Origin of the sequence: Humibacillus xanthopallidus (assembly GCF_044793955.1) — a bacterium.
Classification (GTDB): Bacteria; Actinomycetota; Actinomycetes; order Actinomycetales; family Dermatophilaceae; genus Humibacillus; species Humibacillus xanthopallidus_C.
The window spans coordinates 1222154-1249002 of sequence record NZ_CP084995.1 but is presented as its reverse complement, the minus strand read 5'-3'; the positions used below and the strand labels follow the sequence as shown (position 1 = coordinate 1249002).

Below are 26849 nucleotides of genomic sequence, written 5' to 3'. Positions count from 1 at the left end.
AGCACGTTGGGCGGAAGAAGCGCGGCCCTGATGGCAGCAGCACCGCACTACCAGGCCGACGTCGACGCCATCCTGGCCACCCGACGAGGCAACGGCGCTGACTTCTGGGCCACCTCCGACGGCCGTCTGAGCAAGGGCGGACCGTTCTCGACGCTCGAGGCACCAGCCCTGCTGACCGAGCTTGGCGTGGACCCCTCCGAGGATGCGCTGCAGGGAGCCGCCACGCTCCTCCTGGACTCCTGGCGAGAGGACGGCCGCTTCAGGCTGTCACCCTCGGGCGCGATCTACCCGTGCCACACGATCTACGCCGCCCGAGTCCTGTGTCGACTGGGCTACGCCTCCGATGACCGCCTGCTGCGGACGTTCGAGCATCTGGCGGCAACGCTGCACGACGACGGCGGCTGGCGCTGTAAGAAGTTCAGCTTCGGCCGAGGCCCAGAGACCGAGTTCTCCAACCCCGGACCGACGCTGGCGGCCCTGGATGCTTTCCGCCTCGCTGGGAGGACTGAGTCCGCCCCGACCGACGCCGTCGAGGTCCTCCTGCGCCACTGGGTCACCCGGGCACCCCTCGGACCGTGCCACTTCGGCATCGGCACCCTGTTCCTCCAGGTCGAGTACCCCTTCGCCAGCTACAACCTGTTCAGCTACGTGCACGTCCTCTCCCACTACGACCAAGCCAGGCGCGACCCCCGGTTCTGCGAGGCCGTCACCGTCCTGCAGGCCAAACTGGTGAACGACCAGATCGTGGTCGAACGCGTCCACCGCAGACTCGCCGGACTCGCCTTCTGCCACAAGGGCGAGCCCTCAGAGCTAGGCACCGCCCGCTACCGGGAGATCCTGGCCAACCTCGACGACCAGTGACAGTCCCGTCACCCCCTGGCGACCTCTGGTCGGACGTCCGAGATCCTGGTGCTGGGATCCACGATGTGTCGCTGCCGTGGGGTGTCGCAGGTTCGAATCCTGCCGGAGGCACCGATGCGTTTGCCCAGTTCAGGCACCATTGTCGGGGCCCCGTCCCCCCGCCTCAGCCTGTCGGGTTCGGTCCTTACCGTGTTGTGCCCGAGGGCGCGATTCAGCCGTGCCAGAGCCGCCCGGTCGGGGACGGTGCGGACCGCACGCGAAACCGCGAGGTCGGCAGGAACCGTTCGAGCTGGAACGGGGAGAGCGACGAGATCGGCAGCTTCCCGAAGGCGGGCACAATGTGATTCCGCAGGGCACTCTCGTCCGGCTCACACGCCCTGACGGGACCTCCCCGTGCTGGAATCGTGGTGATCGTGGGCCAACTCTGCCACGGTGATGCATCCCTGCGCTGCGGCGCTGGAACGCGGCTCGACGAGATGCGTGAAGCAGTCCATGACGAGTTCGCGAAGGTCGGCTTTCCCAGCCCCAACTGTGTTTCTGTTGGCTCTGACAGTTCGAAACGTGTCGATGCGGCGGGTGGATACGCCTACTTCAACTGACGCGGCGGCGCGGTAGCCGGTTGACCTCGGTCGAGTACGAGTTGATCATGACAGCAACCGCGATCCAGGTGGCCCTGACGCAACTGCCACCTATCCGTGCAGCAGACCCGCGGAAGCCCGACCTCGATCGCCCCGTCTGGACCTGGCGAATCGGGCTCGATGATCAGACCCGAGAGGAACGTCATGTCAGGCAACGTCACAGTCGGTCTCATCCGATCTCTCATCGACACCATGCAGGGCCCCATCGCCGATGTGGACAGCTGGGACTCGCTGGCGATGATCTTGGAGTTCCCCGATGGCGAGTTCAACGAGGCGCGCGGTTACCTCTACTCCCCCGACGGCGTGATCTCGGCCGTGGCCTCAGACCCGTGGGCCGTCCGGTCAGCGGTGAAGGCCTACACCGACAGTTACTACCAGTCCGGTGAAGCACTGCCGCGGAAGGTCCTCGTCCAGTTCGACCGGAGGGCGCGGGAGTACAACATCGCCTTCGAGGAGACTGACGAGACGCGGTGGAAAGTGACCCCGCAGAACTTCAGGGAGCTCCGCGAGGAGCTGCGTCCGACCTTCGATTGACGAGAGCGCGCGTTGTCGATCCTGCAAGGTCGACCAGCGGGCTCAGTGGCGTAGGGGTTCTACACCAGCCTCTGCGTGCCGATCACGGAGAGCAGGCGCAGCTTCTCGTGGCTCTCGCTGCCCGGGACGGCGGTGTAGACGAGCAAGGCGTGCGACGTGGCCGGGTCGAGCAGCGACTGACAGTGCAGGTCCAGAGCACCGACCTCGGGGTGGACGAAGTGCTTGACCTCCTGCGGCCGCAAGCCCACCTCCTGCAGCTCCCAGAGTGCTGCGAACTCCTCGCTCCGCGCCTGCAGGTCCGTGACAAACTGCGCCGCCCGCGACCGCGGGCCGCGCAGTGCGGCGACCCCGCGCAGGCCCGACACCCACAGCCGGCTGAGGAACGCGTGATCCTCCTCGGCAAAGAGCCGGCGAGAGTCGGGGTCGGTGAACCACCGGTAGCCGATGCTCCGGGCGGGGCCGGCATGCCGCGTCAGGTCGCCGACGAGCGCGACCCCGAGCGGTGACTGCCGCAGCGTCTCCCCCAGCTCGGTCACGATCTCGGCGGGGGTGTCGTCGAGCCGCTCGAGGATCCGCAGCAGCCCCGGGGTGATGTGCTCGCTCGCTGCGCCCGCCCCGCCAGCCGCGCCCGGCGTTGGCGGCGTGTGTCCCGCGAGCCGGAAGAGGTGGTCGCGTTCGTCCAGCGACAGGTGCAGGCCCTGGGCGATTGAGGCGATCATCTGCTCCGACGGCTTCGGCCCGCGCTCGCGCTCGAGCCGGGAGTAGTAGTCGGTCGACATGTGGCACAGGGCGGCGACCTCCTCGCGACGCAGCCCATCAGTCCGGCGCCTCGAGCCCCGAGGCAGCCCGACGTCCTCGGGCTGCAGGGCAGCGCGACGGTGGCGGAGGAACTCCGCCAGCCCGGCCCGGTCGATCTGCATGCGCCCTCCCTCGTGGTGGCACCTTCCTACCGTGTGCCCGGCCGCGGATCCACGGTCTGGCGATCCGAGGATCGACGGGCCCTGAACGCCGCCGCCGCGACCGACGACGCTGGTGCCACCACCACGACCCAGGAGGCAGACCATGCCGCGCAGACCGATCGACCTCACCCTCCCCGACCTCACCGGTCGCCGCGCCGTCGTGACCGGCGCCAGCGACGGCATCGGCCTCGGCATCGCCGCGCGACTGGCAGAGGCCGGCGCCGAGGTGGTGCTGCCCGTGCGCAACCAGCGCAAGGGCGAGGCCGCCCTCGCCGAGATCCGCCGGCGCACCCCGCACGCCGAGGTCTCGCTTCGCGAGCTCGACCTCTCGTCGCTCGCATCGGTCGCGGCGCTGGGGAACGTTCTGCGACAGCAGGATCGGCCGATCCACCACCTCGTCAACAACGCAGGCGTCATGACCCCGCCTGACCGGCAGACCACAACCGACGGCTTCGAGCTTCAGCTCGGCACCAACCACCTCGGGCACGTCGCCCTCGTCACACACCTGCTGCCGCTGCTGCGCGCGGGCCGCGCCCGGGTCACCTCGCAGGTCAGCATCGCCGCCAACCAGGGAGCCATCAACTGGGACGACCTCAACTGGGAGCAGTCCTACGACGGCATGAAGGCCTACAGCCAGTCGAAGATCGCCCTCGGGCTCTTCGGCCTCGAGCTCGACCGGCGCAGCCGGGCCGCCGGTTGGGGCATCACGAGCAACCTCGCGCACCCCGGCATCGCGCCGACCAGCCTGCTCGACGCCCGCCCCGAGCTCGGCCGCTCCGAGCAGACCCTCGCCCGCCGCCTCATCGGCGCCCTCTCCCGTCGCGGCTGGGTCGTCGGCACCGCGGGGACCGCCGGCCTGCCAGCGGTGTATGCCGTCGCGTCGGGTGACGCCGAGGGCGGCGGGTTCTACGGGCCGCGGGGTCTCGTGCACCTGGGCGGGCCTCCGGGGCCGCAGCGCCTCTACTCCCGCCTCGGGGACACCGAGCAGGCCCGGCGCATCTGGGACGTCTCGATGGAGCTGACCCACGCGCCCGCGATGGACGCCTGACGCCGCGACCCGGCATACCGGCCGTCAGCTCTGTGAGAGCTCCTCGGCGAGCATCACGATGATGCCGCTGGGTCCGCGCACGTAGGTGAGCCTGTAGACGTCCTCGTACGTGGCCACCCCGCGCAGCGGGTGGCAGCCGTGCTTTGCCGCGATCTCGAGCGCTTTATCGATGTCGTCGACCGAGAAGGCGACTCGGTGCATGCCGATCTGATTGGGCCGGGTGGGCTCCGTCTCGAGGGCCTCGGGGTGGAGGTACTCGAACAGCTCGAGGCGGCCCTGGCCGTCCGGCGTCTGGAGCATGGCGATCTTGGCGTGGTTGCCGTCAAGGCCAACGGCGGTGTCGGTCCACTCGCCGCTGACCGTGTCTCGACCGAGGAGGGTGAGTCCGAGGTCGGTGAAGAAGGCGATCGTCGCTTCGAGGTCGCGGACTGCGATGCCGACGTTCTCGAGTTTGATGGGCATGCCGTGCACGCTACCCACGGCACGCGGCCCGGTTCGATCTGTGCGCCGGCGTCATCGGGCGCGCAGACCGGCTGCTCGAGAGCGGCCGGTCTGCGCCGTGGCGCGACGAGCGGTCAGGGGCAGCGGTCCTGCGCGAGAGGCTTGAGGACCTGGCCGAAGCTGTCGCCCTGCAGCAGGACCTCCCTGATGAAGTGGATGCGGTCGGCCACCGCACCCGGCTCACCGACTGCCTGCGCCTGGAAGACCTGCGCCAGGCACGAGGCCCGGTCACTCGGCGCCTGTGATGCGGCGGCCTGACCTGCCATGACGAGAGTCAGGGCCCCGGCGGCCGCTGCTGTGGACATCCCGAGGGTCACCAAGCGCATGAGAGTCTCCTCTTCAACGACGAACCGGCCCCTCCTTGGGTCGGTGCCCGATGGTAGCGCCGGTGACCCCCGGCCCGCGGGTCTTCTCGGCCTAGTCGTCCAGCCCCTCGAGATCTCCGGCGCAGGGTTCGAGCCCGAGGGCTCGGGCCCTGCGCCGGTGGCGCGCGCTCATCCGTCGGCTTGGTGAATGCCCTGCGGGCCAGCCGGCGCAGCCGTAGCGTTGATGGGTGAAGCCGCCAATGAGGCGACGGCCAATGGCCCTCTGAGAGGGGCTTGAGATGAGCCAATTGTCATTGCGCAAGGTCTCTTGGACCGCCATCGTCGGGTTTGCGACGGTGGGACTCGCGTTCTATCTGGGCGCTGCGGTGATCGACGCAAGAGTGGCCGACGACTCGTTGGCAGTCAGCGTGCTCCTGCAAGCCGTTCATGACGCATTGCTCCTCGGCAGCGGTGTGCTCCTTGGAGCAAGCGGCCTCTTGGGCGCTCTCCGTGTGTGGCGATCACGGAGGGTGGCTCACCGGACCGGAGGTGTGCTCCTGTCGTTGCTGACCGAGGTGGATGCCCTTGGCGCGCAACTGAATGCGTTGGTCTGGCAGCACTTCGAGCCGCACCTTCCCGTCTTCGAGAGGCTCCCTGCCGACGACGTATGGGCACTCAGAGGAAGCGAACACAACGGCGAGATCACGCATCGCCTGGCAAGCGCGGCTCTCTCCGCCCTCTCCGGCAGAGATGGCGCACCCGATCCCGATCCAGCGGAGGTCATCGATGTAGACCTGATCGCCGAAGTGGGCGAGACGTTGCATGATCGTGCTCGAGAGCTGGCTGCACACGAGCCATCCTCTGCAGGCGACCTCCTGACTGCCACTGCACTCCTTCGCTCCCTAACTCGCCGGTTGCTCGTCGATCGCACTCACGGCGGCAGCAGCTCCTTGCTCTTCACCAAGCTGGGACTCGAGGCCTCCGAGCCCCTCTCGATGGTCGCTCGCGCAGTCGAAACGGCTGAGGCCGAGACCGTTCGCATCCTGGAGCGCAGCGCTGCTGGGCGCGAGCTGCTGAAGCCGCACCTCGAGGTGATCGAAGACAGGCGTGAGGCTCGGGAGTTCATCGCGGAGTTCGCAGCAGGCGGGCGGGAGACTCAGCAGGCGAGCGATGACCTGGACCGGGAACTTGCTGAGCTGAAGCAAGCCTTGCGCCAGACCCCAGGGTGGAACCACGACGACTGAGGCTCACGGGCCATGGTTCACGGAGACGCGGGGCTCCCGACCAAAGGTAAAGAAAGGACAAGTCGCCACGGACCCGGCGGCACGGTGAGACGCTGGCGACGAGGGCCGATCGGCCATGGGCTGAGGGCATCGCTTCGGGGAGAGGTCGCTTCATGTCCGAGACAGCCACGTCGAGTGCCGACTCACGGCGGACGAGCGCGCCCACCGAGCTCCGAGACCTGCACTTCGACCTGTCCTGGCTCGGCGACGAGCACCTCACCGGGAGCTACACGCTCAAGGCCGCCGGGGGCACTTACCCGCTCGAACGGCATACGGCAGAGAGCCTCGCGGCGGACGGGCTGGGCGACGACGACACCGCCACGACGCCGACGCACGTGGCCCGGACGGTCGGCAGCAAGCCCGACGTCGTCGGCCTCTTCCGCGTCTACGGCGCGCCCGACGCGAACGGCATCCCACCCCTCGTCACCATGGCCATCGCGACCTCGGGCCAGACGTCGACCTACTCGGTGGACCACCTCGCCCACGCCATCGTCTTCCTCAACCCCGGCGTCTCGGTCCTGACGCCGACTGCGGCCGACACGGTGCTGGGTCACATCGCCGCCACCGACGGACTCTCGGAGCTCACCTTCGCGCTCACGACGATGGGGCCCCAGTGGAACGTGGCCAAGCCCCTCGTCGACGACGAGGGGCGCGCCGTCCTCACCCAGCGCGGCACCCCGCACTACACCTACGAGCTCGCCGACATGGTGCAGAACTCCAGCGTGCCGGTCAGCGGCCAGTCCAAGGCCGCGATCTACAGCGACGAGAGCCTGCAGGGCACCCGCTGGCACGTGCTCCCCGGCGTCAGCCACGTCGACATGAGCGACGAGGCGACGCCGTCCCGCCGACTGCTCGCGGCGCGCAACACGTCCGGCTACCACGTCTCGCTCGCCGACGGCGGGCCCCACTACGGCGTCAAGGTCGCCCTCAACGGGCTGAGCGACGACGGCGTCCTCGACGTCACCATCACCAACAGCTACCTGCGCCACCTGTCCGCCTCGGTCACCTTCCTCGAGACCGACGGGCACACCGCCATCGTCGTCGACGACAACATCTGGACCCAGCTCATCAAGGGCGCGATGAAGCCGATCGTCGAGGCGTGGCTGGCGCTCGGGCTCGACGACAAGTTCGGCCAGGAGCTGCTCGACCTCATCCAGGCGCGCGACAACACGCTGAAGTTCGCCGGTTTCGTCGGCGCCGAGAGCACCTTCCTCGGCATCCCCGTCTCCGACACCGACAAGAACCTCACCTTCGCCATCCCGACCGACAAGACGGTGGGCACGATCCGGCTCGTCGTCGGCAGCCTCGGCACGTCGTCGGGCAAGCAGTGGGACCCGACGGCCGCGTGGCTCGGCATTGCGATGACCTCGGTCATCGACCTCGCCATCCCCACCTACGCGCTGCTGTCGACCGCCGGCGAGGAGAGCGACACCCTCTTCGACTCGATGTTCAAGAACGTGCCCTTCATCGCGAGTCTCGTCCTCGACGTCTACACGATCGGCAAGGACCTCTTCTCGGGCGACGCCAACACCGGCGCCGACATCAAGGACGCCCTCATCTCGCTCTCCAGCACGATCGTCACCAAGGTGCTGACGGCAGCGGACGTGGCGGCCCAGCTCGCGCTCTACTTCGGCGCCGAGGAGGCCGAGGAGGCCATCCCCTACGTCGGCTGGGCGCTCAAGGCCATCGCGATGGAGGCCGCTGCCGCGCAGCTCGCCCAGACGATCGGCGAGGTCGTGTCCTCACCGCGGGTCGTCGAGTTCGACGTCACCGTGAGCATGGACGTCGTCATCACCCTGACACCGGCGCAGGTGAACGGCCACCAGGGCGAGTTCCCTTCCACCGCAACAACCCTCGCGATCACGGCGCAATACGGCGACAGCACCACCCGCACCTACCGCGCGGCCGTCGACCCCGGCAAGGAGACGTCGCTGACGATCCGGTGGAGCGACGTGCCGGTCGGCGGCAAGGTCACCTTCGTCGTCGCGATGTTCAGCGCCGAGGGCTGGGGCGTCGGCAAGGGACAGTCGGCGACGCTCGACAACACCATCAACGACAAGACCGGCCACGTGCTCGCCGTCGCGATCGAGGTCGAGCAGCAGCTCTACCCGATCAGCGCCGACACGACCTATCGCCACGACCAGCTGCTCACCTACGTCGACGGCACCGGCTACGAGTGGCGCGAGACCGACCAGGCGCCGACCGAGACGGCCGAGGCCCTCGGCAGCGGGCCGAGCGGGCACGTGCTCGAGTCGCTGGCCGGGATCACCCTCAGCGACGACCTCGGCATCCTCGGCTACGGCTGGGAGGCGTCGGGGCTGGGCATCCCGGCGGTCGACGGGGACTCGGGCGACACCGAGCTCGACACGATGCAGAACATCGGCTTCCGACCCCCGGCCGGCGACACGCGCCCGACGTGGCCGCAGGCGGGCTACATGGCCGCTCCGGCCGGCTATTCCAAGGCGCCGCTGCTGCTCTATCAGCGGACGGCCGTCCAGGGCGCCGGCCGGCCAGCCGAGCCGGGCCTCTTCTTCCTCGACCCGACCGGGGACCCCCGCACCGGCTTCCACCTGCGCTCCGTGACGCCCGTGACCGGCCCCGGCGTCCCTGTCGACGACCCGTCGCGCCGCTTCGACCTCGCCACGGGCACCAGCTGGGGGCGCTTCCCGATCATGCCGACGTCGCTCGCGATCCACTCGAACGGCTACGTCGTCGCCGTGAACCCCTCCGCCGACAACATGCAGATCCTCGAGCTGCCGGCGGCGGGCGTCCCTGACGCACAAGCACCCTGGGCCTGTATGCCGCTCGGCCCGGGCACCGGCCCGGGTCGCCTCCGCGGCCCGGCGGTCACCTGCATCCGGCCGGACCAGACCATCCTCGTGCTCGAGGGCGGCAACGAGCGGATCCAGGCCTTCAGCCGCGGAGGCCACCCGGTGGCGGCCTTCCCCGGCACCCCGACGCCCTACTGGATCCCGCTCGTCTCCCACGCCCCGCCTGAGGCGAGCACGGTCTACCTGTCGATGAGCGCCGACGTCGCGGGCTACGCCTACGTGCTCAGCCAGGTCGGCAACGGCTACGACGCGGCCGACTTCCACCTCGACATCTACGCACCCACGGGCCAGCACCTCGCCCACCAGCAGGGCCTCGTCGCGGGCGGCCTCGCCGTCGACCTGTGGCGCAACGTCTACACCCTCAACTTCCAGCAGATCGCGGGTCCGGGCGGGCGCACCGAGCCCTCCCTCAGCGAGTACCTCCCCCACACCCCCGCCGCCGCTCACGAGGAGACCCAGCCATGAGCGTGACCGTCACCTGGCAGCTGTCCATTGATGGGATGGGAGCATCACAGACCTACGCGGAGGAGTGGCGCTACGCGGGCGGCTTCATCGTCGTCTGCTTCGGCGACGGAGCCGGCGACGGCTGGACGGTGACCGACCTCGGCGGCTCCCAGGTCTCGATCTCCGAGGCCGTCTGGGACAGCGAGGGCAACCGCAACTACGTCTTCTACTGGAACTCGCACTTCCCGACGTCCCGGTCCTACGAGAACACCGGGATGATGCTGTGGTACGACCCCCCCTACTCCTCCGACTCCGTCGGGCCCGAGCAGACCTTCCGCATCGCCAACCTCGGCCAGGGCACGATCTCGCTGCAGGCGACCGCCGGCTCCTACCCAGGGCAGTTCCTATCCGCCATCCAGGGCACCTGGTATCCGGGCGAGTTCGGCTTCGGGTCCAGTGCCTTCCTGTCGTCACCCTCAGCCGTGCCCATCCGAGTCAGCGGCGACCTGCTGCCGTTGCTCCTCATCACCAACTCGGGCTACGACACCGACTTCAGCAACCGCGACCTCGGCGCGATCGACCTGGCGAACGCCAACCTGCAGAAGTGCAACCTCTCCGGCGCCACCCTGTCGACCGTCACCTCGATCGCGGGGGCCGACTTCACCTCGGCGACGCTCCACGGCGTGCACCTCGGCGCCCACGACCTCGCGACGGCCAAGACGTGGGCGCACGCCGACCTCACCGGCAGCGACCTGACGACGATCACAGGAGCCTCGTCCGCCCACCTCGAGAGCGCCGTCCTCGACGGCGTCAACCTGACCGGGCGCAACCTGCGTGGCGCCTTCCTCCAGGGCGCGTCCCTCAAGGGCGCCCACCTCGACGGCGCCGACCTCACGGGCGCCCACCTCGACGGCGCCGACCTGACCGGTGCCCACCTCGGTGCGACGATCCTGCACGGGGCCGCCCTCGCCGGCACCCACTTCGACGGGGTCGACCTCTCCACGACGCAGTTCGACGCCGTCCCCGCGTTCACGCGGGGTCCGGCGGCCCGCACCACCTTCGTCGGCGCCACCGTCCCCTTCCCGGTGCTGGGCTCCGCCTGGTCCTACCTCGACCTCACGAGCGCCACGATCACCGGGATCCCCTCGGCCATCGAGTCGCTCGCGGCTGACCACGCCCTGCTGCCAACGGGACTGAGCCTGCAGGGCGTGGACCTCAGCGGCGCGACCTTTGCCGGCGCACGGATGTACGAGGCGCAGCTCCAGCGCGCCAACCTGCAGGGCGCGACCCTCACCGGCGCGTTCCTCAAGGGCGCCAAGCTGAGCGGGGCCAACCTCACCCTCGCCAACCTCGACAGCGCCTACCTCATCGCCGAGTCGGGCAACGCCTCAGCCCTCGAGGCGACCGGCGCCGACCTCCGGGACAAGCTCGAGGCCGCCGTCGTCACCGACGCGTTCCTCGTCAACACCGTGCTCGACGGCGCGCACTGCGACGGCGTCGACTTCTCCGGCTCGCTCTTCCTCACCTCGGTCGCCGTGAGCCCGACCCAGTCGGCGAGCGCCGTCGGCGCCTCGATGAACTTCGCGAGGTTCGACGGCGGCATGCTGCCCCTCGCGACCTTCAACGGCGCCCAGCTGTCGGCGGCCTCCTTCGCCGGGGCGCACCTCGAGGGGGCGAGCTTCCGTGACAACGGCTCAACCCCCACCGCGCTGACGCCGTCGAGCGACTCGGTGCACACGCCGGCCAGCGTCTACGAGGCCCACCTCGAGGGGGCCGACTTCACCGGCGCCAACATGGACGGGCTCAACATGCGCGGGGCCACCGTGGCCACGACACCGGGCAGGTTCCAACAGGCCTACGACTCCTACGGCGGTGCCAAGGTCATCGTGTCGTTCGACTACGCCCCGACCCGTCTCGGCACGACGACGGGCAACACGACCTGCCCCAACGGCGACGCCGGGCCCTGCTCGCTCTGACACCCCGCCGCCCCCGCGGACGCCGATCCGACTCGTCCCCGACGCCGCTCCCACACCTTCGGCCGCTTCTGGCCCACACCACCTCCGGCATGCCTAGGCTTCGCCCATGGCGGGAGGTGGGCGACGCCGTCGCCGCGACACATGAGCGGGGTCCGCGACCCGGCCACACGGCATACCCCCTCGCTGGTGCCGCAGTCGCGCCCGGCGCGCGTCGCGACGCTCCTGCTCGTGGCGCTCGCCTACTACGCGGGCGCCCGCCTCGGGCTCGGGCTCTCGCTCGTCGAGGCCAACGTCACGCCGCTGTGGCCACCCACCGGGGTGGCCGTCGCCGCGATGCTCGTGCTGGGGCGACGCACCTGGCCGGCTGTCTTCGTCGCCGCGCTTGCCGTCAACCTGCCGATCAGCGACACCGTGGTCGCTGCGGCGGTGACCGCGGTCGGCAACACCCTGGCGCCCTGCCTCGCGGTCGTGCTGCTCCACCGCATCGGCTTCCGACGCCAGCTCGAGCGGCAGCGCGACGCCCTCGCGATCGTCTTCATCGGCGCCCTGGGGGCGATGCTCGTGAGCGCGACGATCGGCGCCACGACCCTCGTCGTCGCGGGCACCATCCCGATCGGCGAGCTCGCGACCGCCTGGACGGTGTGGTGGACCGGCGACGCGATGGGGGTGCTCACCGTGGCACCCTTCCTGCTCAGCCTGCCGCTGTCGTGGGAGCGTGAGCCGTGGCCGCGGCGGCGGTGGCTCGAGGCGGGCGCCTTCCTCCTCGCGACGACCGCGCTCATCGGCTGGGCCGCGCAGAGCCACCTGCCCCTGCTTTTCCTCGTGCTCCCGGTCGTCGGCTGGGCCGCGTGGCAGCTGCAGCTGCGGGGCGCCGCCCCCGCGGCCCTCATCGCCTCGCTCGTGGCGACCTGGGCGGCGGTCCGCGACCGCGGCCCCTTCGCGGGTCTCTCGGTGCTCGAGCAGATGGCCACCCTCCAGGCCTTCAACGTCTGCGTCGCGCTGGCCTCGTTCGTCTTCGCCGCCATCGTCAGCGAGCGACGCCGGGAGGAGAGCGAGCTCGAGCGCGCCGCCGCCGAGCTCGAGGAGCGGGTGCAGCAGCGCACCCTCCAGCTCTCCACCGCCAACGCGCGACTCGTCCAGGAGATCCGCGAGCGCTCGCAGGCCCAGGAGCAGCTGACCGTCGAGGAGGCCCGCTCGCACCGTGAGCACGAGATCGCCGAGACGTTGCAGCGCAGCCTGATGCCCGAGCGCATCGCCGAGCTGCCCGGGGTCGGCATCGCCGCCCGCTACGTGCCCGCGACGGCCGACCTGCAGGTCGGGGGCGACTGGTATGACGTCATCCCCCTGCCGGACGGGCTCGTCGGGCTCGCCATCGGTGACGTCGCCGGCCACGGCCTGCACGCCGCGGCGACCATGGTGCAGGTGCGCATGGCGCTGCGGGCCTACGCCCTGCAGGACCCCGCGCCGGCGACGGTCATGCGCGGGGTGCACCGGCTCGTCTCCCAGCTGCGGGTGCCCGAGATGGTGACGCTGCTCTATCTCGTGCACGACCCGTCGACCGGGAGCCTCTGCTTCACCAACGCCGGCCACCCGCCGGCCCTCGTCGTGCACGACGGCGAGGCCACCTACCTCACCGACGGCCTGGCCCCGCCGCTCGGCGTGACGAGCGAGGCGCTCTTCACGGAGGCGACCCACGAGCTGGCCCCCGGCGCGACCCTGCTGCTCTACACCGACGGCCTCGTCGAGCGGCGCGGCACCTCCATCACCGACGGCCTGGCCCAGCTCGCCGCCGAGGCGGTCCGGTCGGTCGCGACCGCCCCGGCCCTCGACCTCGAGGCCCTCTGCGACGAGGTGCTCGACGCCATGCTCGACGAGCACCAGGTCGCCGACGACGTCGCGCTCGTCGCCCTGCGTCCGATCGTCACGGCCGACGGCTCCCTCAGCCTGCGGCTGCCCGCCGAGGCACGGGTGCTCGTGCAGGTGCGTGGTGCCGTGCGCCGGTGGCTGCGCGAGGCCGGCATCGCCGACGACGACGCCGCCGAGATCCTCGTCGCCTGCGGCGAGGCCTGCGCCAACGTCGTGCAGCACGCCTACAGTGGCGACCCCGACGCGGGCCCGTTGGAGGTCGAGGCCCACCTCGCCCCGGGCGCCCTCGCCCAGGGCAGCCTTGAGCTGAGGGTGCGCGACCGGGGGCGGTGGCGCGCCCCGGCCGACCGCGGCGGCGGCTGGGGGCTGCAGCTCATGCGGGGCCTCATGGACGACGTCGGGGTCGAGCACACCGACGCCGGCACGACGGTGCACCTGCGCCGCGACGTCGCGATCGGGGCGCGGCCGTGAGCGAGCTCGCTCGCCTCGAGACCCGCCGCGTCGGCGAGACGCAGCTCGCCTCCATCAGCGGCGAGATCGACCTGTCCAACGCCCGTGCGCTGCTCGACACGATCGCCGCCACGATGCCCGACGACGCAGCGGTCGTCGTGCTCGACCTCACCGCGACGACCTACCTCGACAGCGCCGGCATCGCCGCGATCTTCCGTCTCGCCGAGCGGCTGCGCGTGCGCCGCCAGGACCTGCGCCTCGTCGTGCCGCCCGACTCCCCCATCCGCGCCGTGCTGCGACTCACCCACCTCGACCACGTCATCCAGGTCGACGACACCCCGCCGGACGCGTCGGCGCCCCCCGCGCCCGAGCCCGCCTGACGGCATACGACCCCTCGGTGCCCTGCCGGGCCTCACCCCTGGGGTATGCCGTCCGGCTCGCCCACGGGGTCCGTGACCATCGTCGGGGCCGCGAGGTCGGTGCGGTGGCCGAGACGCTCGAGCCAGCGCACGAGCTGGGTGTGGACCCGGTCGGCGCCGCGGATGCGCCCGTCGGTGCCGACGAGGTCGGCGTCGATCGTCCACGCGGTCGGGTGCACGAGCAGGGGGCGGGTCTGCCAGCCACCGACGCCGCCGTGGCACCCGACGAGCTCCTCGAAGGCGGCGACCTCGTCGAGCACCGGGTCGTAGAGCGAGTTGACGTAGATGTCGGGGGCGTCGTCGAAGCGGGCAGCGCGGTCGAAGTCGCGGCGCGCGTCGTCGTCGAACGCGGCCAGCGGGTCGAGGCCGCGCACGAGCCCGGTGGCGAGGTCGGTGCTGCCCTCGGGCCCGATCGCGACCGGACCGGTCGGGGCCAGCACGACGATGAAGGCGATGCCCTCGTGCGACGCAAGTGCGGTGAGCAGACCGGGGTGCCTGTCCTCGATGTCGGCGACCATGAGGCGCTCGGGCTCGCGGGCGAACCAGATGCCGCCGAGGTTGCCCGAGCCGACCACGACGAGGTCGGGCGTCTCGGCGGGCTCCTCACCCGCGGTCGCGGTGCCGGTGCGGGGGGAGCCCGTGGGCGCGACCTCGGTCAGGCCCTCGACCGAGGTGTCGGAGCCCTGCGCCGACGGCCCGGTCGCGTTGGCGGCGTCGCGGGAGCCCAGGGCCCGCCGCGTCAGCCGACCGGTGACGCTCTGCTGCCCGGCCAGCTGACCGATGAGCACGTTGACCGGGCCGTAGGCCTCGACCTCGTCGGTGGCCGACGCGACCGACGCGCCCCCCGAGAGGTGCTGGCGAACGAGCTCCTCGAGCGTGAGGCCGTAGCGCTGGCGGAAGGTCGCACCCTGGCTCTGGCCGTGGTCCGAGAGGAGCACGAAGTGGTAGGGCCGCGGCGTGACACCGGCGGTCGCGACGGTCTCGAGCGACCGCAGCACCTCGTCGAGACCGTAGAGGGACGCGAGCGACTCCGGTCTCGACACGCCTGCGTGGTGGGCGATCTCGTCGTAGTCGACGAAGTCGACGTAGATCGAGCGGGACCCCTGCATCATCGCTTCGACGACGAGCGCGACGTTGAGGTCGCGCAGCAGCACGTTGGTCACGGCTCGCAGCGCGACGTAGGAGCCGCCGCGGTCGATGCGTGGCTCGACGCCGCGCTGCTCCTGCCGCCGGCGCTGGAAGACCTCCTTGACCATCTCACCGATGGTCATGACGACGCCGCGAGCGAGCCCTGCAGGGTGGGTGAAGAACGCGGCATACGACGACGAGGGGCCCAGCCCCGTCGAGCGCTGGCGCAGCCCGCTCATCGTCAGCAACGAGGTGGGCGCGTCGCCCGAGAAGAGGTTGGAGATGCTGACGCCGTCGTCGGCGAGCAACCCGCGCCCGTCGGACAGGCGCGCCTCGATGACGGCCGCGTCGGCAGGCCGGTTGGCCACCAGCAGGCGGCCGAGCTCGCGGTCCCACCACCGGAAGGCCGGGATGCCGTGGTTGTCGCCGTGCAGCAGGCCGGCCTGGCTCACCGGCGTCGTCGACGGCACGCGGGCGCGCCACTCGGTCCACGTGTGGCTGCCGGAGCGCACCCAGCGACTGATCGTCGGCAGGTTGCCCGCGCGGATCTCGTTCTCCAGCAAAGGTGCCGGCACGCCGTCGAGCTGCACGAACACGACCCCCGGTATGCCGTCCGCCACCTCGGGCGCCCCGTCATCCGCGTCGTCGCGGCTGCGCAGCCCCCTGCCCCCGCGACTCATGCGCACGGCGTGGACCGTGAGGTAGTCCTGGCTGTTGATGGAGAAGAGCCACGTGAGGGCGGCCATGGCGAAGCCGTAGACCCACGAGGCGAAGAGCACCGAGAGGAAGCCGTCGACCTCGATGCCGGGCGTGAGGTAGAAGCCGAGGCCGATGACCGCCGCGTTGGCGAAGAGCGCGAGCAGCACCGCCCCCGCCCAGCCGAAGAGACCGGCGACCCGCACGAAGACGGGGCGCAGCAGCCAGCCGGCGACCGCGATGCAGATGACCGCGAGCACGAGCGAGATCGAGCTCGTCACCGTCACCCCCGGCGTGAGGACGATCGTCAGCGCGATGACGGTGAGGCGGGCGATGTAGTCGAAGATGAGCGTGCCCGAGCCGCGTGTGGGCTCGGTGAAGGGATTGCCGACCGCCCGCCCCATCGCGGTCGTGTCGCTGCGCGTGAAGAAGGCGCTGGCCGAGCGGTTCCACAGCAGGTAGAGGATGACCGCCGACAGCGCGAGGCTGATGGCTCCCTGCACCGCCTGCCCGTCGAACTGGGCGACCAGCGCCCAGCTGTAGGCCTGTCGGGCCGCGATGACGAGGGTGACCACGAGGCGCGCGCCGTTGTGTCCTCGGGCCACGAGGACGGCGAGCACCAGCTGGGCGACGGCCAGCCCGACGATGACCCACCCGAGCACCCTGAAGATCGCTGACGCGTCAGGGTCGGCTGCGGCTGCGGCCGCGGCGTCGGCGACCCGGCCCAGCCCGATGACGCGGCCGTCGATGAGGCCGAAGGCCACCACGGCATCGAAGAGGGCCGTGAGGAGGAGGACCACGACGACGACCGTCACGCTCAGCGGTCGCCGACTGGCGTCTCTCCCCCCGCTCATCGGCCCACCGGCGAGACTGCGATCTCGTGCACGCCAATCTCCTCCCGCGGGCCGTGGCGCTCCAGAGGCAGCACGGTGCCACCGATGCTAGCGGCGCCGAGCGCTGTCGGTCCGAGCGTTGTCACAGTGGCCGACGAATCACCCGCCCTAGGTGAGGACGTCCCTCGCCGCCCCCTGCCTAGACTCCGGACAAGGTCACTGGGCCCGCGGATGTCCCCGTGCCGCCGGTTGATCCCCAACGACGTGAGGAGAGAGCCGTGGCCATGGGTCCCGTGGAGGTCATCGCCGTCGGATTCCCCGGCAGCCAGTTCAACGGCGGCATCATCCCCGAGCTGCAGAAGCTCGTCGACGGGGGCGTCATCACCATCATCGACGGGCTGCTCGCGACGAAGGACGAGTCGGGCGAGGTGGCCCTGGCCGAGCTCGGGGAGGCCGATGACGACTCGGGGCGCCTGCGCGTGCTCGCCGAGCGGATCGACGGCCTCGTGTCCGACGAGGACGTCGCCGAGCTCACGGCCGACCTCGAGCCGGGCAGCTCGGCTGCGATCCTCGTCTTCGAGAACACCTGGATGAAGCCGCTGCGCGACGCGATCGTCGGCTCCAGCGGGGTGCTCCTGTCCAACGTCCGCGTGCCGGGCTCGGTCGTCGAGGAGATCCTCGCGACGGTGCCCGACGAGGACTGACCGCACGCCACCCCCCACCCCGACGGCACGAGAACGAGGAGATCGACATGCGCGGTCGCAGAGGACGTCCAGGACTCATGGGCACGATGGCGCGCACGGCCGTCGTGGCCGGCACCGCCACGGCGGTGTCGGGCAGCATGCAACGCGGTGCAGCCCAGAAGCAGCAGGCGGCCGCCCAGGCCCAGGCCGACGACCAGGCCCAGCAGGCCGAGATGGCCTCGATGCAGGCCCAGCTCACGGAGCTGCAGGCGCAGCAGGCACCGCCAGCGCCGCCCGCACCGGCAGCACCCGCAGCACCGGCCGCGCCCGCTCCCGCCTCAGGAGGCAGCGACCTCATGGCTCAGCTCCAGCAGCTCGCGAGCATGAAGGAGGCCGGCATCCTCGACGACGCCGAGTTCGCGGCGGCCAAGGCCAAGCTGCTCAGCTGACGCCGAGCGCCCACTGCCCAGCGCCCGGCCCCCGCGCACGTCGCTCAGGCGACGGCGGCGCCCCGGAGCAGCGCGAGGTAGTCGGGCGTGGGGTGCAGGCCGGTCAGCGCGGCATACCCGTTGGCGAGGATGAACGGCGTCGCCGTGACGCCCATCGACCGCGCCCGCTGCTCGTCATCGCGCACCCGGTCGGCATAGCTGTCGGAGGCCAGCACGGCTGACACCCGCCGCTCGTCCATGCCGCACTCCGCAGAGAGGCGCTGGAGCACCTCGTGGTCATCGAGGGCGAGGCCTTCGGCGAAGTGAGCCGACAGGAAGCGCTCGACGGCGGCCGACTGGAGGGCAGGTCCGCCCATCTCGTGGGCGAGGGCACACAGGCGGTGGGCGTCGAAGGTGTTGGCCCGGACGGCCGCGTCGAGGTCGAAGACGAGGTCGTCGGCCTGCGCCTGCTCGCTCGCGCGCGCCGTCATCAACCGGCCGCCCTCGAGGTCGCCGCCGTACTTCTCACCGAGGTGGCTCGCCACCGGCACCGCTCCACCGATGGGCACGTCGGGGTCGAGCTGGAAGGCGTGCAGGTGCAGCGTGACGTCGTGGGGTCGCTCGAACGCGGCGATGGCGTGCTCCACGCGGTGCTTGGCGATCCACGACCACGGGCACACGAGGTCGACCCAGAGGTCGAGCTCGATGTGCGTCGTCGAGTCGGCGGCCGGCTGGTTCGTGGTCATCGACTCAGTCAACCACGCGGCCGGGCAGGCCACCGAGCCTCCCGGCGAGACGTCCAGGACCACGCGCGGCTGCACGAGAAGAGCCCCCGAGCAGGTGCTCGGAGGCTCTTCCGTAGGACGAGAGGTCCGTGGTTGGTGCGCGCGATGGACGCGGTGGAGCGACGGCTCAGAAGCGGCCGTAGCCCGACGGCTTGGTCCAGATCGAGTGGTAGCCGATCGTCGTGCCGGGGCGCTGCGCGTCGATCATCGTGCCGGGGCTCACGTAGATGCCCACGTGGTAGACCGGGTAGCCGAAGAAGACGAGGTCGCCGGGGCGCGGGCTCGAGACCGGGGTGGCGGCGGCCTTCTGGGCCGAGGCCGTGCGCGGGATGCTGATGCCGGCCTGGCGGTAGACGTAGGACGTGAGGCCCGAGCAGTCGAAACCGCTGGGCGTCGTGCCGCCGTAGACGTACGGCACACCGAACATGGACTTCGCGATGCCGACGATGCCGGAGGCGCTGGGTGCCGGGTCGGGCGCGGTGCGCGTTGTCGTCGTGGTGCGGGTCGACGTGGCGGTGCGCGTCGACGTGCGCGAGGCGCGGGCCGTGGTCTGGCTGCGCTCGGCGGCGCGGGCCTCGGCGGCCTCGCGGGCGGCGGCGCGCTCCTCGGCCTCCTTGGCCTCCTTGCGGGCCGTCTCGACCTTGACGTCCTTGATGACGCGCGGCTTGACCGCTGTCGTCTTGGACGCCGGCTTGGCGACGAAGCCGATCGACGACAGGGCCGACGGCGCCTGGACGGCGCTGCCCTGCGGCCCCACCACGGCGGGCGCGGTGCTCGCGGCGGCAGCGTCGGCGGCGACGGCCGGGGAGCCCTCGGCGGCGTTGGCGGTGCCGGCGAAGGACGCGACGAGGCCGCCAGAGGCGGCGACGATGGCGGCGCCCTTGACGGCCGGCTGAGCAGTTTCCTTGGCGATGGTCTTCAGCTCTGACATCGCGCTGAAGCGACCGGGTGCGCGGTGGCGACCGGGAACGTTCTGAGCCACGTTTGACCTCTCGACGCCTACGAGGTGAGCTGTCGGGTTCGGGCTGGAGGTATCTCGCCCGGCCTTCGCTCGGACCTTGCGGTCCACGGGAGGGCTTCACCCCGAGAACGTCTCGCGACGCCCGGAAAGAGTGGGTCCCCCGCTCCTGCCATGCGGGTTTGTGCGAGCCCAGGATCGGTGGCAGGACTAGGCGGTCCGACCCGGGGCACTCACTCGACGGGGAGAGCGAGTGCGCCCACCGTACCCAACTCGGTGGGGGTTGTCACTTCCTCGTCCACAACGATCTGCGGATTTTTTCGCCCCATTTGACCCCGCCCCAAAGCGGGACGAAACGGGACCGGTCAGGCGGTCTGACAGAAGACGTGCGCGGCGATGTCGGCCGGCAGCGACACGCCGGAGGAGCGCTCGCCGCCCTCGCGCACCGCCACGACGCGGCCACCCTGACGCACGACCTCGACGCGGGCCCCGGGCACGACGCCGGCGCTGGTCAGCAGCGCCAGTGCCTCGGGGTCGACCTGCACGGGCTCGCCGATGCGGCGGATGGTCACCACACGCGGCTCGTCGGCCACCGTCTCGGTCAGGGTGGTGAGGCCGGCGAGGAAGTCCCCGCCCCCGTCGACACCGAGCTCGTGAAGGCCCGGGATGGGGTTGCCGTAGGGCGACTCCAGCCCGTCTCCGATCAGGCCGAGGATCTTGCGCTCGACCTTCTCGGACATGACGTGCTCCCAGCGGCACGCCTCGTCGTGGGCGTACTCCCACTCGAGGCCGATGACGTCGACGAGGAGCCGCTCGGCGAGCCGGTGCTTGCGCATGACGCGGGTGGCGAGCAGCCGGCCGTGGTCGGAGAGCTCGAGGTGACGGTCACCCGAGACGGCGACGAGCCCGTCGCGCTCCATGCGCGCCACGGTCTGCGACACCGTGGGGCCGGAGTGGCCGAGACGCTCGGCGATCCGGGCGCGCAGGGGGACGATCCCCTCCTCCTCGAGCTCGTAGATCGTGCGCAGGTACATCTCGGTCGTGTCGATCAGGTCCGTCACGGTCCTACCTTCTCAGAATCCTTCGGCGTCATCCGCCCTCACCTGTGCCGGACGTGTGCCGGATGGTCGGGTCGTGCCGCGGCACCCAGACCCGCAGCCAGCCGGCTCCGACGAGGGCGCCGACCCCCAGCACGACCGACGAGGCGCCCAGCGACATCACAGCGGTCAGGGCTGACAACGTCAGCGGGCCCGCAGCCCTTCCCACGTCGGCACACAGCCGCCAGCCGCCGAGGAACTGCGCTCGCCCCTCGTCCGGCGAGGCGTCGGCGCCCAGCGTCATGATCAAGCCGGCCCCCAGCCCGTTGCCGAGACCGAGCACGGTCGCCGCCGCCGTGACGCCGACGAGCGTCGTGGCGAGGGGCAGCAGCATCATGCCGAGGCCGAGCACCATCATGCTCGGCACCGCTGCGGCCACGCGGCCGAAGCGGTCCATGAGCCACCCCGACGGATAGAAGAGGGCCATGTCGAGCGCGCCGGCCACCCCGAAGACCAGCGAGGTCTGCGCAGGTGAGAAGCCGACCGACTCCGCCCACAGCGGCACGAGCGCCTCCCGGATCGCGCGCGCTCCCGCCACGCTCATCGCGCCGGTGCCCAGGGTGAGCAGGACGTGCCGGTGGCGCATCAGCACCGACGCCACCGACAGCGGCGGCCCGGTCCGGGTCACCCGGTGCGTCGATGCGGTGATGTCAGGAGCGAGCAGCACGAGCACGAAGGCGCAGACGCTGGCGACGACGCCGACGAAGTAGGCCGACTCGATCCCCCACCGGGCGACGACGACCGCTCCGATGAAGGGCCCGATGAAGTAGCCGATGCGGTGCACCCCACCGAGCGTCGACAGGGCGCGGGCCCGCATCGCCACCGGCACCGCCTCGGTGAGATAGGCCTGCCGGGCCAGGCCGAAGAGCGAGCCGGCCAGCCCGATGACGAGCACCCCGGCGAAGAGCATCGGCAGGCTCCCGGCGAGCGCCGCGACGAGCATGCCGACCGCCTCGACGACGGCGGCGACGAGCAGAGCCCGGCGCTCCCCGATGCGAGCGGCGAGCGCCCCGGACGGGAGGTCGCCGAGCAGCTGCCCGACCCCGACCGCGGCGACGAGCAGCGCCGCCACCCCTACGGAGGCCCCGAGCTCACGCGCCGAGATCGCGATGATGGGTGACACGGCGCCCGCTCCGGTCGAGCCGAGCAGGGTCGGTCCGTATGCCGAGACCGCGACCGCGCGCAGCCAGGGTCCAGGCCCCTCCTCGCGCGTCGGCTCCGTCTCGGTCACGCCACAGGACCCTAACGATTGGGCATCTCGGGTGGCCGGTGCGGTCAGCCGACGAAACGATGAGCGAGTGGCCGGGATCCCCTGGACGGGCGGTGTGAGCGCAGGTGAGGTGGCGTCGAGGCCGACGACCATCGGCCCTGACGCGCCGGACACGCCGGACACGCCGCTCCCCAGGGCGTATGCCGTGCCACCCGTGAGGGGACGCCGATCGGGTCTCGTGGCGGTGGGGGTGGGTACCTCGGCGGTGGCCCTCGCCCTTTCCGTCGCCGCTCCGATGGCGACGATCGTGCTCGGCCTCGTCTTCTTCGGCGTGCTCGCCGCGACCCTGTCGACGCGCTACCTCGTGGGCCGCTTCGCCGCCCTGCTCGACCCGGCGTTCGTGCGAGTGCTGGGGGCGCTCATCACCGGGGTGGTGCTGTGCGGTCTGCTCTCCCGCGCCGTCGGCCGGCCGGCCGAGCTCGTCGGGATCGCGCTCGGCTACGGGGTGCTCGCGGCAGCAGTGCACCAGTGGTCGGGCCCGCGAAGGCGGGTCAGGCGCGTCGTTGCCTGGGCCGCGCTGGCACCCGCGGCCGCGCTGTCACTGGCCTTCCCGGCATACCACCTCGTCGTGCTCGGCCAGCTGCTCATGCTCGCTCCCCTCGGCTTCCTCTGGGAGTGGTCGCGCGGCCTGCGCGAGGCGAGCGCCCGGCGCGGCTTCCGCGGCGCCCTGCTGCTCGGCTATGTCGGGGTGCCGGTGCTGCTGCTCAGCGGCGCGCTCGACCGGTGGCTGTCGACCGACCCCGGGCAGGTGCGCAGCGTCGTCGGCGACGGCGCCGCCATCCTGCGCGTCACGACAGTGCCGGGCTCCGAGGGCACCCCCCTCGTCGCGCGGATGCTCGCCCTCTCGGCCTTCCTCGGCACCTTGGCGTATGCCGCGTGGCTCGTCTTCTTCCCCCGCGCGGCCCCCGGCGCGACCGAGGCCGTCGAGGCGCGGCTGCCATGGGCCACGGGGCCACGGGTGTGGGCGGGCGCCTTCACGGCCGCGGCCGGTCTCGCCGTCGTCTTCGCGCTCGACTTCGGCCGGGCGACCGCGGTGCTCGGCGCGATCAGCGCCTACCCGGTGCTGCTGGGGGTGGCCCTGCTCGTCGTGCTGGCCGGATCCGGTGGTCGATCCGGGGGTCGAGAAAAAGTCTTGCCTCCCGCGCGGGAGTCGACGTACGGTCGATCAACCGAACCCGAAGGGAGGTGGTCCGAGAAGTGATTTCTTCCGGAACGTGTGAGGTGGCCGCGCGCTAGTCGCGTCCCCACCAGCACCCCAGGATGAAGCAGGGCAGTCCGAACCGGTCGGGCTGCCCTGTTCCTGTGTCCGGGGTCGGGGGGTGAGCGCAGACGCCGAGACGCCGAGGCTCAGGGCTGGCGGCGCGACATCGACCAGGCACCCGGGTCGGCGAGATCCCCCTCACCGGTGCGGGTGAAGACGATGCGGTCGTGCAGGCGGTTGCGGCGACCGGCCCAGAACTCGACCTCGTCGCACTCGATGCGCCAGCCGCCCCAGAAGTCGGGCACGGGCACGTCGGCGTCCGAGCCGCCCTCGGGGAAGCGCCGGAGCGCCTCGTCCCACTTGGCCTCGAGCGCTGCGCGGTCGGGCGCCGGGCGCGACTGGTCCGAGGCCCAGGCCGACAGCCGTGAGCCGTAGGGCCGCGAGTCGAAGTAGCCCGCGACCTCGTCGCGCCCGATGAGGCGCGCCGTGCCCCGGAAGCGGATCGCCCGATAGAGGGAGGGCCAGGTGAGAGCCGCAGCGATGCGCGGGTTGCCCGCGATCTCGACGCCCTTGTCGGACTCGAGGTTGGTCACGAAGCCCGGGCCGCGCTCGTCGAAGAAGCGCATGAGCACCGTGCGCACGTTGGGCGTGCCGGAGGCGTCGACCGTGGCCACGGAGATCGCCGTCGGCTCGGGCACGTCGGCACGCTCGTGCGAGGCGGCGACCGCCTCGTCGACCCACGCCCTCGCCTGGGCGTAGGGCGAGTCCGCCACCTCCGACTCGACGAGGCCCTCGCCGGTGTAGTCGATGCGGCGCACCGCAGCCAGGCCCTGGGTCTCCTCGGAAGGCGAACTGTCCATGTGCTCAGACTAGGGTTGGTGGCGAGCAGGCTCGCGCCGGCGTCAGGAAGTGGCGCGTGGCTGGCGAGTGAGGTGCCGGGCGAGCGCACGAGGCGCCCGGGGCAAGGTGAGGAGTCACACGATGGCAGGCAAGGGCAAGGTCGCAGTCACGGCGTTCAAGCTGGGCGTGAAGTACGGCCCACAGATCTGGGTCGCCACCCAGGCGCTGCGGGAGCCGGCCAAGGAGGCCGTCGGCAAGGCGATGTCGTCGGAGCGCGCCCGCCGCACGGCCATGGCCCACGCCAAGTCGCTCGCCGAGGGCAGCATCCTCAAGGTCTACAAGGGCGACGCGTCGCACTGGGTCGTCTTCAGCGCCGACGAGCCGATCACGGTCTATCCCCCGACCGACATGCCGCTCAGCACGCTGCTCGATCGGGCCGACCTCACGAAGCGCATCCGCCCCGACGAGCGGGTGGGCCCGACCGACCGGGCCAAGGACGCCGCGACCGCCGCGCTGCGCCGGGGCAAGCCCAACCAGGTCAACTGAGCCACCCCGTCGTCACCTCGAGAGGGCCACGTCGTCCCCTCGGGTCAGTCGGCGATCGTGATGCCGAGCTCGGTGGCGAGGGCGTCGGCGAGGTCGATGACCTGACCGCGGCCGAGCGTCGCTCCGCGCAGCCCGGCCAGGCCCCGCGGGGAGCGCAGCGTGGCCCCGGAGAGGTCGAGGCCGGCATACGTGCCTCGGCCGAAGGTCGGCTCGACGAGCGTGCACCCCTCGAAGGTGAGCCCGTCGACCGTCGCCTCCTGCAGGTCGACTTCGATGACGACGCAGTCGACGAAGGCGACGTCCTTGAGCCGCGCGCCGCGCAGGTTGAGGAAGTCGACCTTGCCGCCCCGCACCGTGACGTCGCGCCAGGTCGAGCCCCACGCCGAGACGGCCGCGAGACGGCACCCGTCGAGCGTGACGTCGGCGAGGCTCGCCTCGGGCAGGAAGACGCCGACGCCCTGCACGCGCTGCCACTCGCACTCCGACCAGCGCGAGCCCTCGAGGTGCGCGTCGTCGAGCGTCACCCCGACGAGCGAGCACTCGAGGAAGGTGTGGCCCTCCGCGTGCGCTCCCGCGAAGTCGGTGGACTCGAAGCGCACCGCGTCGTGGTGCTGGTCGCGCACCGCGAACACGGCGTCGCGGAAGACGGTCTGGTCGGCGGCTGACGGCATACGGCCGAGTCTGTCAGCCACCCCGCGGGTGGACCTGGGCTGTGGGCGTCCACACATCGAGCAGCGGTGTCCAAGGGGTGGGCACGTGGGGTTCAATGGCTGCGGTGACAACGGCGTCATCCGCCATCAACACGTCCGCCACATGCTCGTAACGTGGCCGCATTCCCAAGGTGAATCCGTGACCGAAGCACCAGCCGTGACCCAGCCCATCACCATCCCCGCCGAGCTCCTGCCGGCCGACGGACGGTTCGGCTCCGGGCCCTCCAAGGTCCGTCCCGAGCAGCTCGACTACCTCAGCTCCCTCGGACGCACGGTGCTCGGCACCTCGCACCGCCAGGCGCCGGTCAAGAACCTCGTCGGCGAGGTCCGCGCGGGCCTGCGCGACCTCTTCTCGCTGCCCGAGGGCTACGAGATCATCCTCGGCAACGGCGGGTCGACCGCGTTCTGGGACATCGCCGCGTTCGGCCTCGTGCGCGAGCGCTCGCAGCACCTCGCCTTCGGCGAGTTCTCGAGCAAGTTCGGCAACGTCACCAAGGCCGCGCCCTTCCTCGGCGACCCGACGATCGTCAAGGCCGACCCGGGCACCCTCGCGACGCCCTACGCCGAGGCCGGCATCGACGCCTACGCGTGGCCGCACAACGAGACCTCCACCGGTGTCATGGCCCCGATCAAGCGGGTCGAGGGCGCCGACGACGACGCCCTCGTGCTCATCGACGCCACGTCCGGCGCGGGCGGCCTGCCCGTCGACATCACCGAGACCGACGTCTACTACTTCGCGCCGCAGAAGTGCTTCGCCTCCGACGGTGGCCTCTGGCTCGCCGCCTTCTCCCCCGCCGCGCTCGCCCGGGTCGAGGAGATCGCCCGCACCGGCCGCTGGGTGCCCGACTTCTTCAGCCTGCCGACTGCGATCGACAACTCGCTGAAGAACCAGACCTACAACACCCCGTCGGTGAGCACGCTCGCCCTGCTCAACAGCCAGCTCCAGTGGATGCTGGGCAACGGCGGTCTCGACTGGGCCACCGCGCGCACCGCCGACTCGAGCTCGCGCCTCTACGACTGGGCCGAGCAGACGAGCTGGACGACGCCCTACGTCGCCGACCCGGCCGCCCGCTCGCAGGTGGTCGGCACGATCGACCTCGACGACGCCATCGACGCGGCCGCGGTCGCCAAGACGCTGCGCGCCAACGGTGTCGTCGACGTCGAGCCCTACCGCAAGCTCGGCCGCAACCAGCTGCGCGTCGCGATGTTCCCGGCCGTCGAGCCCGACGACGTCACGCAGCTGACCCGGGCCATCGACCACGTGGTCTCCGCGCTGGGCTGAGCCACGCGGCATACCGCCTCCGAACGCCTGAGAACGCCTGAGAACGCCTGAGAACGCCCGAGAGGGCCAGCTCCCGTATGCCGGGTGCTGGCCCTCTCGTCGTGCGCGGGGTCGCGCTCGGGCGGCGTGCCTGCGACCACCGAGCTGAACACTCTGTCAGCATGGCTGGGCTGGCAGGCATTCTGGTGAGCGACAGCGTCAAGGGACCCGCGCTTGAGTGATGACACAGCACTGAGAGTCGGCGAGGAGCGTTCTGCTGCTCGGGCACCCTCGGCTG

The 26849-nt window shown here is 71.3% G+C and carries 23 protein-coding genes and 1 riboswitch; of the genes, 13 read left to right on the top strand and 10 right to left on the bottom strand.

Annotation, left to right across the window (positions count from 1 at the left end; translation table 11 throughout):
• Positions 1-30 precede the first annotated feature (30 nt).
• Both LG278_RS05685 and LG278_RS05680 read left to right on the top strand, forming a co-directional pair.
• Positions 31-861: a hypothetical protein gene (locus tag LG278_RS05685; protein ID WP_404391797.1), complete on the top strand. Its 831-nt coding sequence runs from the start codon at positions 31-33 to the stop codon at positions 859-861.
• Between the two features lie 782 nt (positions 862-1643).
• On the top strand, positions 1644-2033 hold the full coding sequence (locus LG278_RS05680) for a hypothetical protein (protein WP_404391795.1): 390 nt from the start codon (positions 1644-1646) through the stop codon (positions 2031-2033).
• 59 nt (positions 2034-2092) lie between these two features.
• Here LG278_RS05680 and LG278_RS05675 read toward each other — a convergent pair whose 3' ends face one another.
• Positions 2093-2953 (bottom strand): helix-turn-helix transcriptional regulator, encoded by an 861-nt coding sequence (locus LG278_RS05675; RefSeq protein ID WP_404391793.1) that lies wholly within the window; start codon positions 2951-2953, stop codon positions 2093-2095.
• A gap of 142 nt (positions 2954-3095) precedes the next feature.
• On the opposite strand from LG278_RS05675, the gene LG278_RS05670 reads away from it, so the two are divergent.
• Positions 3096-4040 (top strand): SDR family oxidoreductase, encoded by a 945-nt coding sequence (locus LG278_RS05670; RefSeq protein ID WP_404391792.1) that lies wholly within the window; start codon positions 3096-3098, stop codon positions 4038-4040.
• Positions 4041-4064: 24 nt separating this feature from the next.
• Here LG278_RS05670 and LG278_RS05665 read toward each other — a convergent pair whose 3' ends face one another.
• Complete coding sequence (locus LG278_RS05665) at positions 4065-4502, bottom strand: VOC family protein (RefSeq protein WP_404391790.1); 438 nt, start codon at positions 4500-4502, stop codon at positions 4065-4067.
• A gap of 113 nt (positions 4503-4615) precedes the next feature.
• Positions 4616-4867: a hypothetical protein gene (locus LG278_RS05660; protein ID WP_404391788.1), complete on the bottom strand. Its 252-nt coding sequence runs from the start codon at positions 4865-4867 to the stop codon at positions 4616-4618.
• A 278-nt stretch (positions 4868-5145) separates the two neighbouring features.
• Between LG278_RS05660 and LG278_RS05655 the strand changes: the two genes are divergently transcribed.
• The 5 genes from LG278_RS05655 (at position 5146) to LG278_RS05635 (ending at position 14076) form a co-directional block, all read left to right on the top strand.
• Positions 5146-6090, top strand: a complete 945-nt coding sequence (locus LG278_RS05655; RefSeq protein WP_404391786.1) for a hypothetical protein — start codon at positions 5146-5148, stop codon at positions 6088-6090.
• Between the two features lie 152 nt (positions 6091-6242).
• Positions 6243-9425 (top strand): hypothetical protein, encoded by a 3183-nt coding sequence (locus tag LG278_RS05650; RefSeq protein WP_404391784.1) that lies wholly within the window; start codon positions 6243-6245, stop codon positions 9423-9425.
• Positions 9422-11380 carry a pentapeptide repeat-containing protein gene (locus LG278_RS05645; protein ID WP_404391782.1) on the top strand — a complete coding sequence of 653 codons (1959 nt, stop codon included), beginning with the start codon at positions 9422-9424 and terminating at the stop codon, positions 11378-11380. The genes LG278_RS05650 and LG278_RS05645 overlap by 4 nt, the downstream gene beginning before the upstream one ends.
• Before the next feature lie 141 nt (positions 11381-11521).
• A complete protein-coding gene (locus tag LG278_RS05640; RefSeq protein ID WP_404391780.1) occupies positions 11522-13717 on the top strand; it encodes a SpoIIE family protein phosphatase in 2196 nt (731 codons plus the stop codon).
• A complete protein-coding gene (locus tag LG278_RS05635) occupies positions 13714-14076 on the top strand; it encodes an STAS domain-containing protein (protein ID WP_404391778.1) in 363 nt (120 codons plus the stop codon). Before LG278_RS05640 ends, LG278_RS05635 begins: the two co-directional genes overlap by 4 nt.
• A gap of 32 nt (positions 14077-14108) precedes the next feature.
• Here the strand turns inward: LG278_RS05635 and LG278_RS05630 are convergent, their stop codons facing one another.
• Positions 14109-16739 (bottom strand): alkaline phosphatase family protein, encoded by a 2631-nt coding sequence (locus tag LG278_RS05630; RefSeq protein WP_404391776.1) that lies wholly within the window; start codon positions 16737-16739, stop codon positions 14109-14111.
• 317 nt (positions 16740-17056) lie between these two features.
• Between LG278_RS05630 and LG278_RS05625 the strand changes: the two genes are divergently transcribed.
• Positions 17057-17476 (top strand): DUF6325 family protein, encoded by a 420-nt coding sequence (locus LG278_RS05625; RefSeq protein ID WP_404393547.1) that lies wholly within the window; start codon positions 17057-17059, stop codon positions 17474-17476.
• A gap of 47 nt (positions 17477-17523) precedes the next feature.
• The gene (locus tag LG278_RS05620; protein WP_404391774.1) at positions 17524-17904 is read left to right on the top strand and encodes an SHOCT domain-containing protein; all 381 of its coding nucleotides are present in this window, start codon (positions 17524-17526) and stop codon (positions 17902-17904) included.
• Positions 17905-17948: 44 nt separating this feature from the next.
• On the opposite strand, the gene LG278_RS05615 is transcribed toward LG278_RS05620, so the two are convergent.
• From LG278_RS05615 to LG278_RS05600, 4 genes are all read right to left on the bottom strand, one after another.
• On the bottom strand, positions 17949-18629 hold the full coding sequence (locus LG278_RS05615) for a DsbA family protein (protein WP_404391772.1): 681 nt from the start codon (positions 18627-18629) through the stop codon (positions 17949-17951).
• Positions 18630-18795: 166 nt separating this feature from the next.
• Entirely contained in the window at positions 18796-19599 is an 804-nt protein-coding gene (locus tag LG278_RS05610; RefSeq protein WP_404391770.1) for a C40 family peptidase, read from the bottom strand.
• Positions 19600-19652: 53 nt separating this feature from the next.
• Positions 19653-19825, bottom strand: a riboswitch (cyclic di-AMP (ydaO/yuaA leader).
• 166 nt (positions 19826-19991) lie between these two features.
• Positions 19992-20687 carry an iron dependent repressor, metal binding and dimerization domain protein gene (locus tag LG278_RS05605; protein ID WP_404391768.1) on the bottom strand — a complete coding sequence of 232 codons (696 nt, stop codon included), beginning with the start codon at positions 20685-20687 and terminating at the stop codon, positions 19992-19994.
• Between the two features lie 28 nt (positions 20688-20715).
• A complete protein-coding gene (locus LG278_RS05600; RefSeq protein WP_404391766.1) occupies positions 20716-21954 on the bottom strand; it encodes an MFS transporter in 1239 nt (412 codons plus the stop codon).
• A 193-nt stretch (positions 21955-22147) separates the two neighbouring features.
• Between LG278_RS05600 and LG278_RS05595 the strand changes: the two genes are divergently transcribed.
• Positions 22148-23194: a hypothetical protein gene (locus tag LG278_RS05595; RefSeq protein ID WP_404391764.1), complete on the top strand. Its 1047-nt coding sequence runs from the start codon at positions 22148-22150 to the stop codon at positions 23192-23194.
• 146 nt (positions 23195-23340) lie between these two features.
• Here the strand turns inward: LG278_RS05595 and pdxH are convergent, their stop codons facing one another.
• A complete protein-coding gene (pdxH, locus tag LG278_RS05590; protein WP_404391762.1) occupies positions 23341-24054 on the bottom strand; it encodes a pyridoxamine 5'-phosphate oxidase in 714 nt (237 codons plus the stop codon).
• 121 nt (positions 24055-24175) lie between these two features.
• Here pdxH and LG278_RS05585 point away from each other — a divergent pair, with 121 nt between their 5' ends.
• Positions 24176-24580 (top strand): hypothetical protein, encoded by a 405-nt coding sequence (locus tag LG278_RS05585; protein WP_404391761.1) that lies wholly within the window; start codon positions 24176-24178, stop codon positions 24578-24580.
• Between the two features lie 44 nt (positions 24581-24624).
• Here LG278_RS05585 and LG278_RS05580 read toward each other — a convergent pair whose 3' ends face one another.
• Complete coding sequence (locus tag LG278_RS05580; protein ID WP_404391759.1) at positions 24625-25251, bottom strand: pentapeptide repeat-containing protein; 627 nt, start codon at positions 25249-25251, stop codon at positions 24625-24627.
• 196 nt (positions 25252-25447) lie between these two features.
• Between LG278_RS05580 and serC the strand changes: the two genes are divergently transcribed.
• Complete coding sequence (gene serC, locus LG278_RS05575; protein WP_404393545.1) at positions 25448-26572, top strand: phosphoserine transaminase; 1125 nt, start codon at positions 25448-25450, stop codon at positions 26570-26572.
• Positions 26573-26849: the final 277 nt, after the last annotated feature.

Excerpts from the sequence above, each read along its gene's own strand:
- LG278_RS05585 (WP_404391761.1), top strand. The coding sequence starts at position 24,176 with ATGGCAGGCAAGGGCAAGGTCGCAGTCACGGCGTTCAAGCTGGGCGTG.
- LG278_RS05650 (WP_404391784.1), top strand. The coding sequence starts at position 6,243 with ATGTCCGAGACAGCCACGTCGAGTGCCGACTCACGGCGGACGAGCGCG.
- LG278_RS05620 (WP_404391774.1), top strand. The coding sequence starts at position 17,524 with ATGCGCGGTCGCAGAGGACGTCCAGGACTCATGGGCACGATGGCGCGC.
- LG278_RS05685 (WP_404391797.1), top strand. The coding sequence starts at position 31 with ATGGCAGCAGCACCGCACTACCAGGCCGACGTCGACGCCATCCTGGCC.
- LG278_RS05655 (WP_404391786.1), top strand. The coding sequence starts at position 5,146 with ATGAGCCAATTGTCATTGCGCAAGGTCTCTTGGACCGCCATCGTCGGG.
- LG278_RS05670 (WP_404391792.1), top strand. The coding sequence starts at position 3,096 with ATGCCGCGCAGACCGATCGACCTCACCCTCCCCGACCTCACCGGTCGC.
- LG278_RS05680 (WP_404391795.1), top strand. The coding sequence starts at position 1,644 with ATGTCAGGCAACGTCACAGTCGGTCTCATCCGATCTCTCATCGACACC.
- pdxH (WP_404391762.1), bottom strand. The coding sequence starts at position 24,054 with ATGGACAGTTCGCCTTCCGAGGAGACCCAGGGCCTGGCTGCGGTGCGC.
- LG278_RS05615 (WP_404391772.1), bottom strand. The coding sequence starts at position 18,629 with ATGACCACGAACCAGCCGGCCGCCGACTCGACGACGCACATCGAGCTC.
- LG278_RS05640 (WP_404391780.1), top strand. The coding sequence starts at position 11,522 with ATGAGCGGGGTCCGCGACCCGGCCACACGGCATACCCCCTCGCTGGTG.
- LG278_RS05675 (WP_404391793.1), bottom strand. The coding sequence starts at position 2,953 with ATGCAGATCGACCGGGCCGGGCTGGCGGAGTTCCTCCGCCACCGTCGC.
- LG278_RS05610 (WP_404391770.1), bottom strand. The coding sequence starts at position 19,599 with ATGTCAGAGCTGAAGACCATCGCCAAGGAAACTGCTCAGCCGGCCGTC.
- LG278_RS05580 (WP_404391759.1), bottom strand. The coding sequence starts at position 25,251 with ATGCCGTCAGCCGCCGACCAGACCGTCTTCCGCGACGCCGTGTTCGCG.
- LG278_RS05625 (WP_404393547.1), top strand. The coding sequence starts at position 17,057 with ATGGGTCCCGTGGAGGTCATCGCCGTCGGATTCCCCGGCAGCCAGTTC.
- LG278_RS05645 (WP_404391782.1), top strand. The coding sequence starts at position 9,422 with ATGAGCGTGACCGTCACCTGGCAGCTGTCCATTGATGGGATGGGAGCA.
- LG278_RS05665 (WP_404391790.1), bottom strand. The coding sequence starts at position 4,502 with ATGCCCATCAAACTCGAGAACGTCGGCATCGCAGTCCGCGACCTCGAA.
- LG278_RS05660 (WP_404391788.1), bottom strand. The coding sequence starts at position 4,867 with ATGCGCTTGGTGACCCTCGGGATGTCCACAGCAGCGGCCGCCGGGGCC.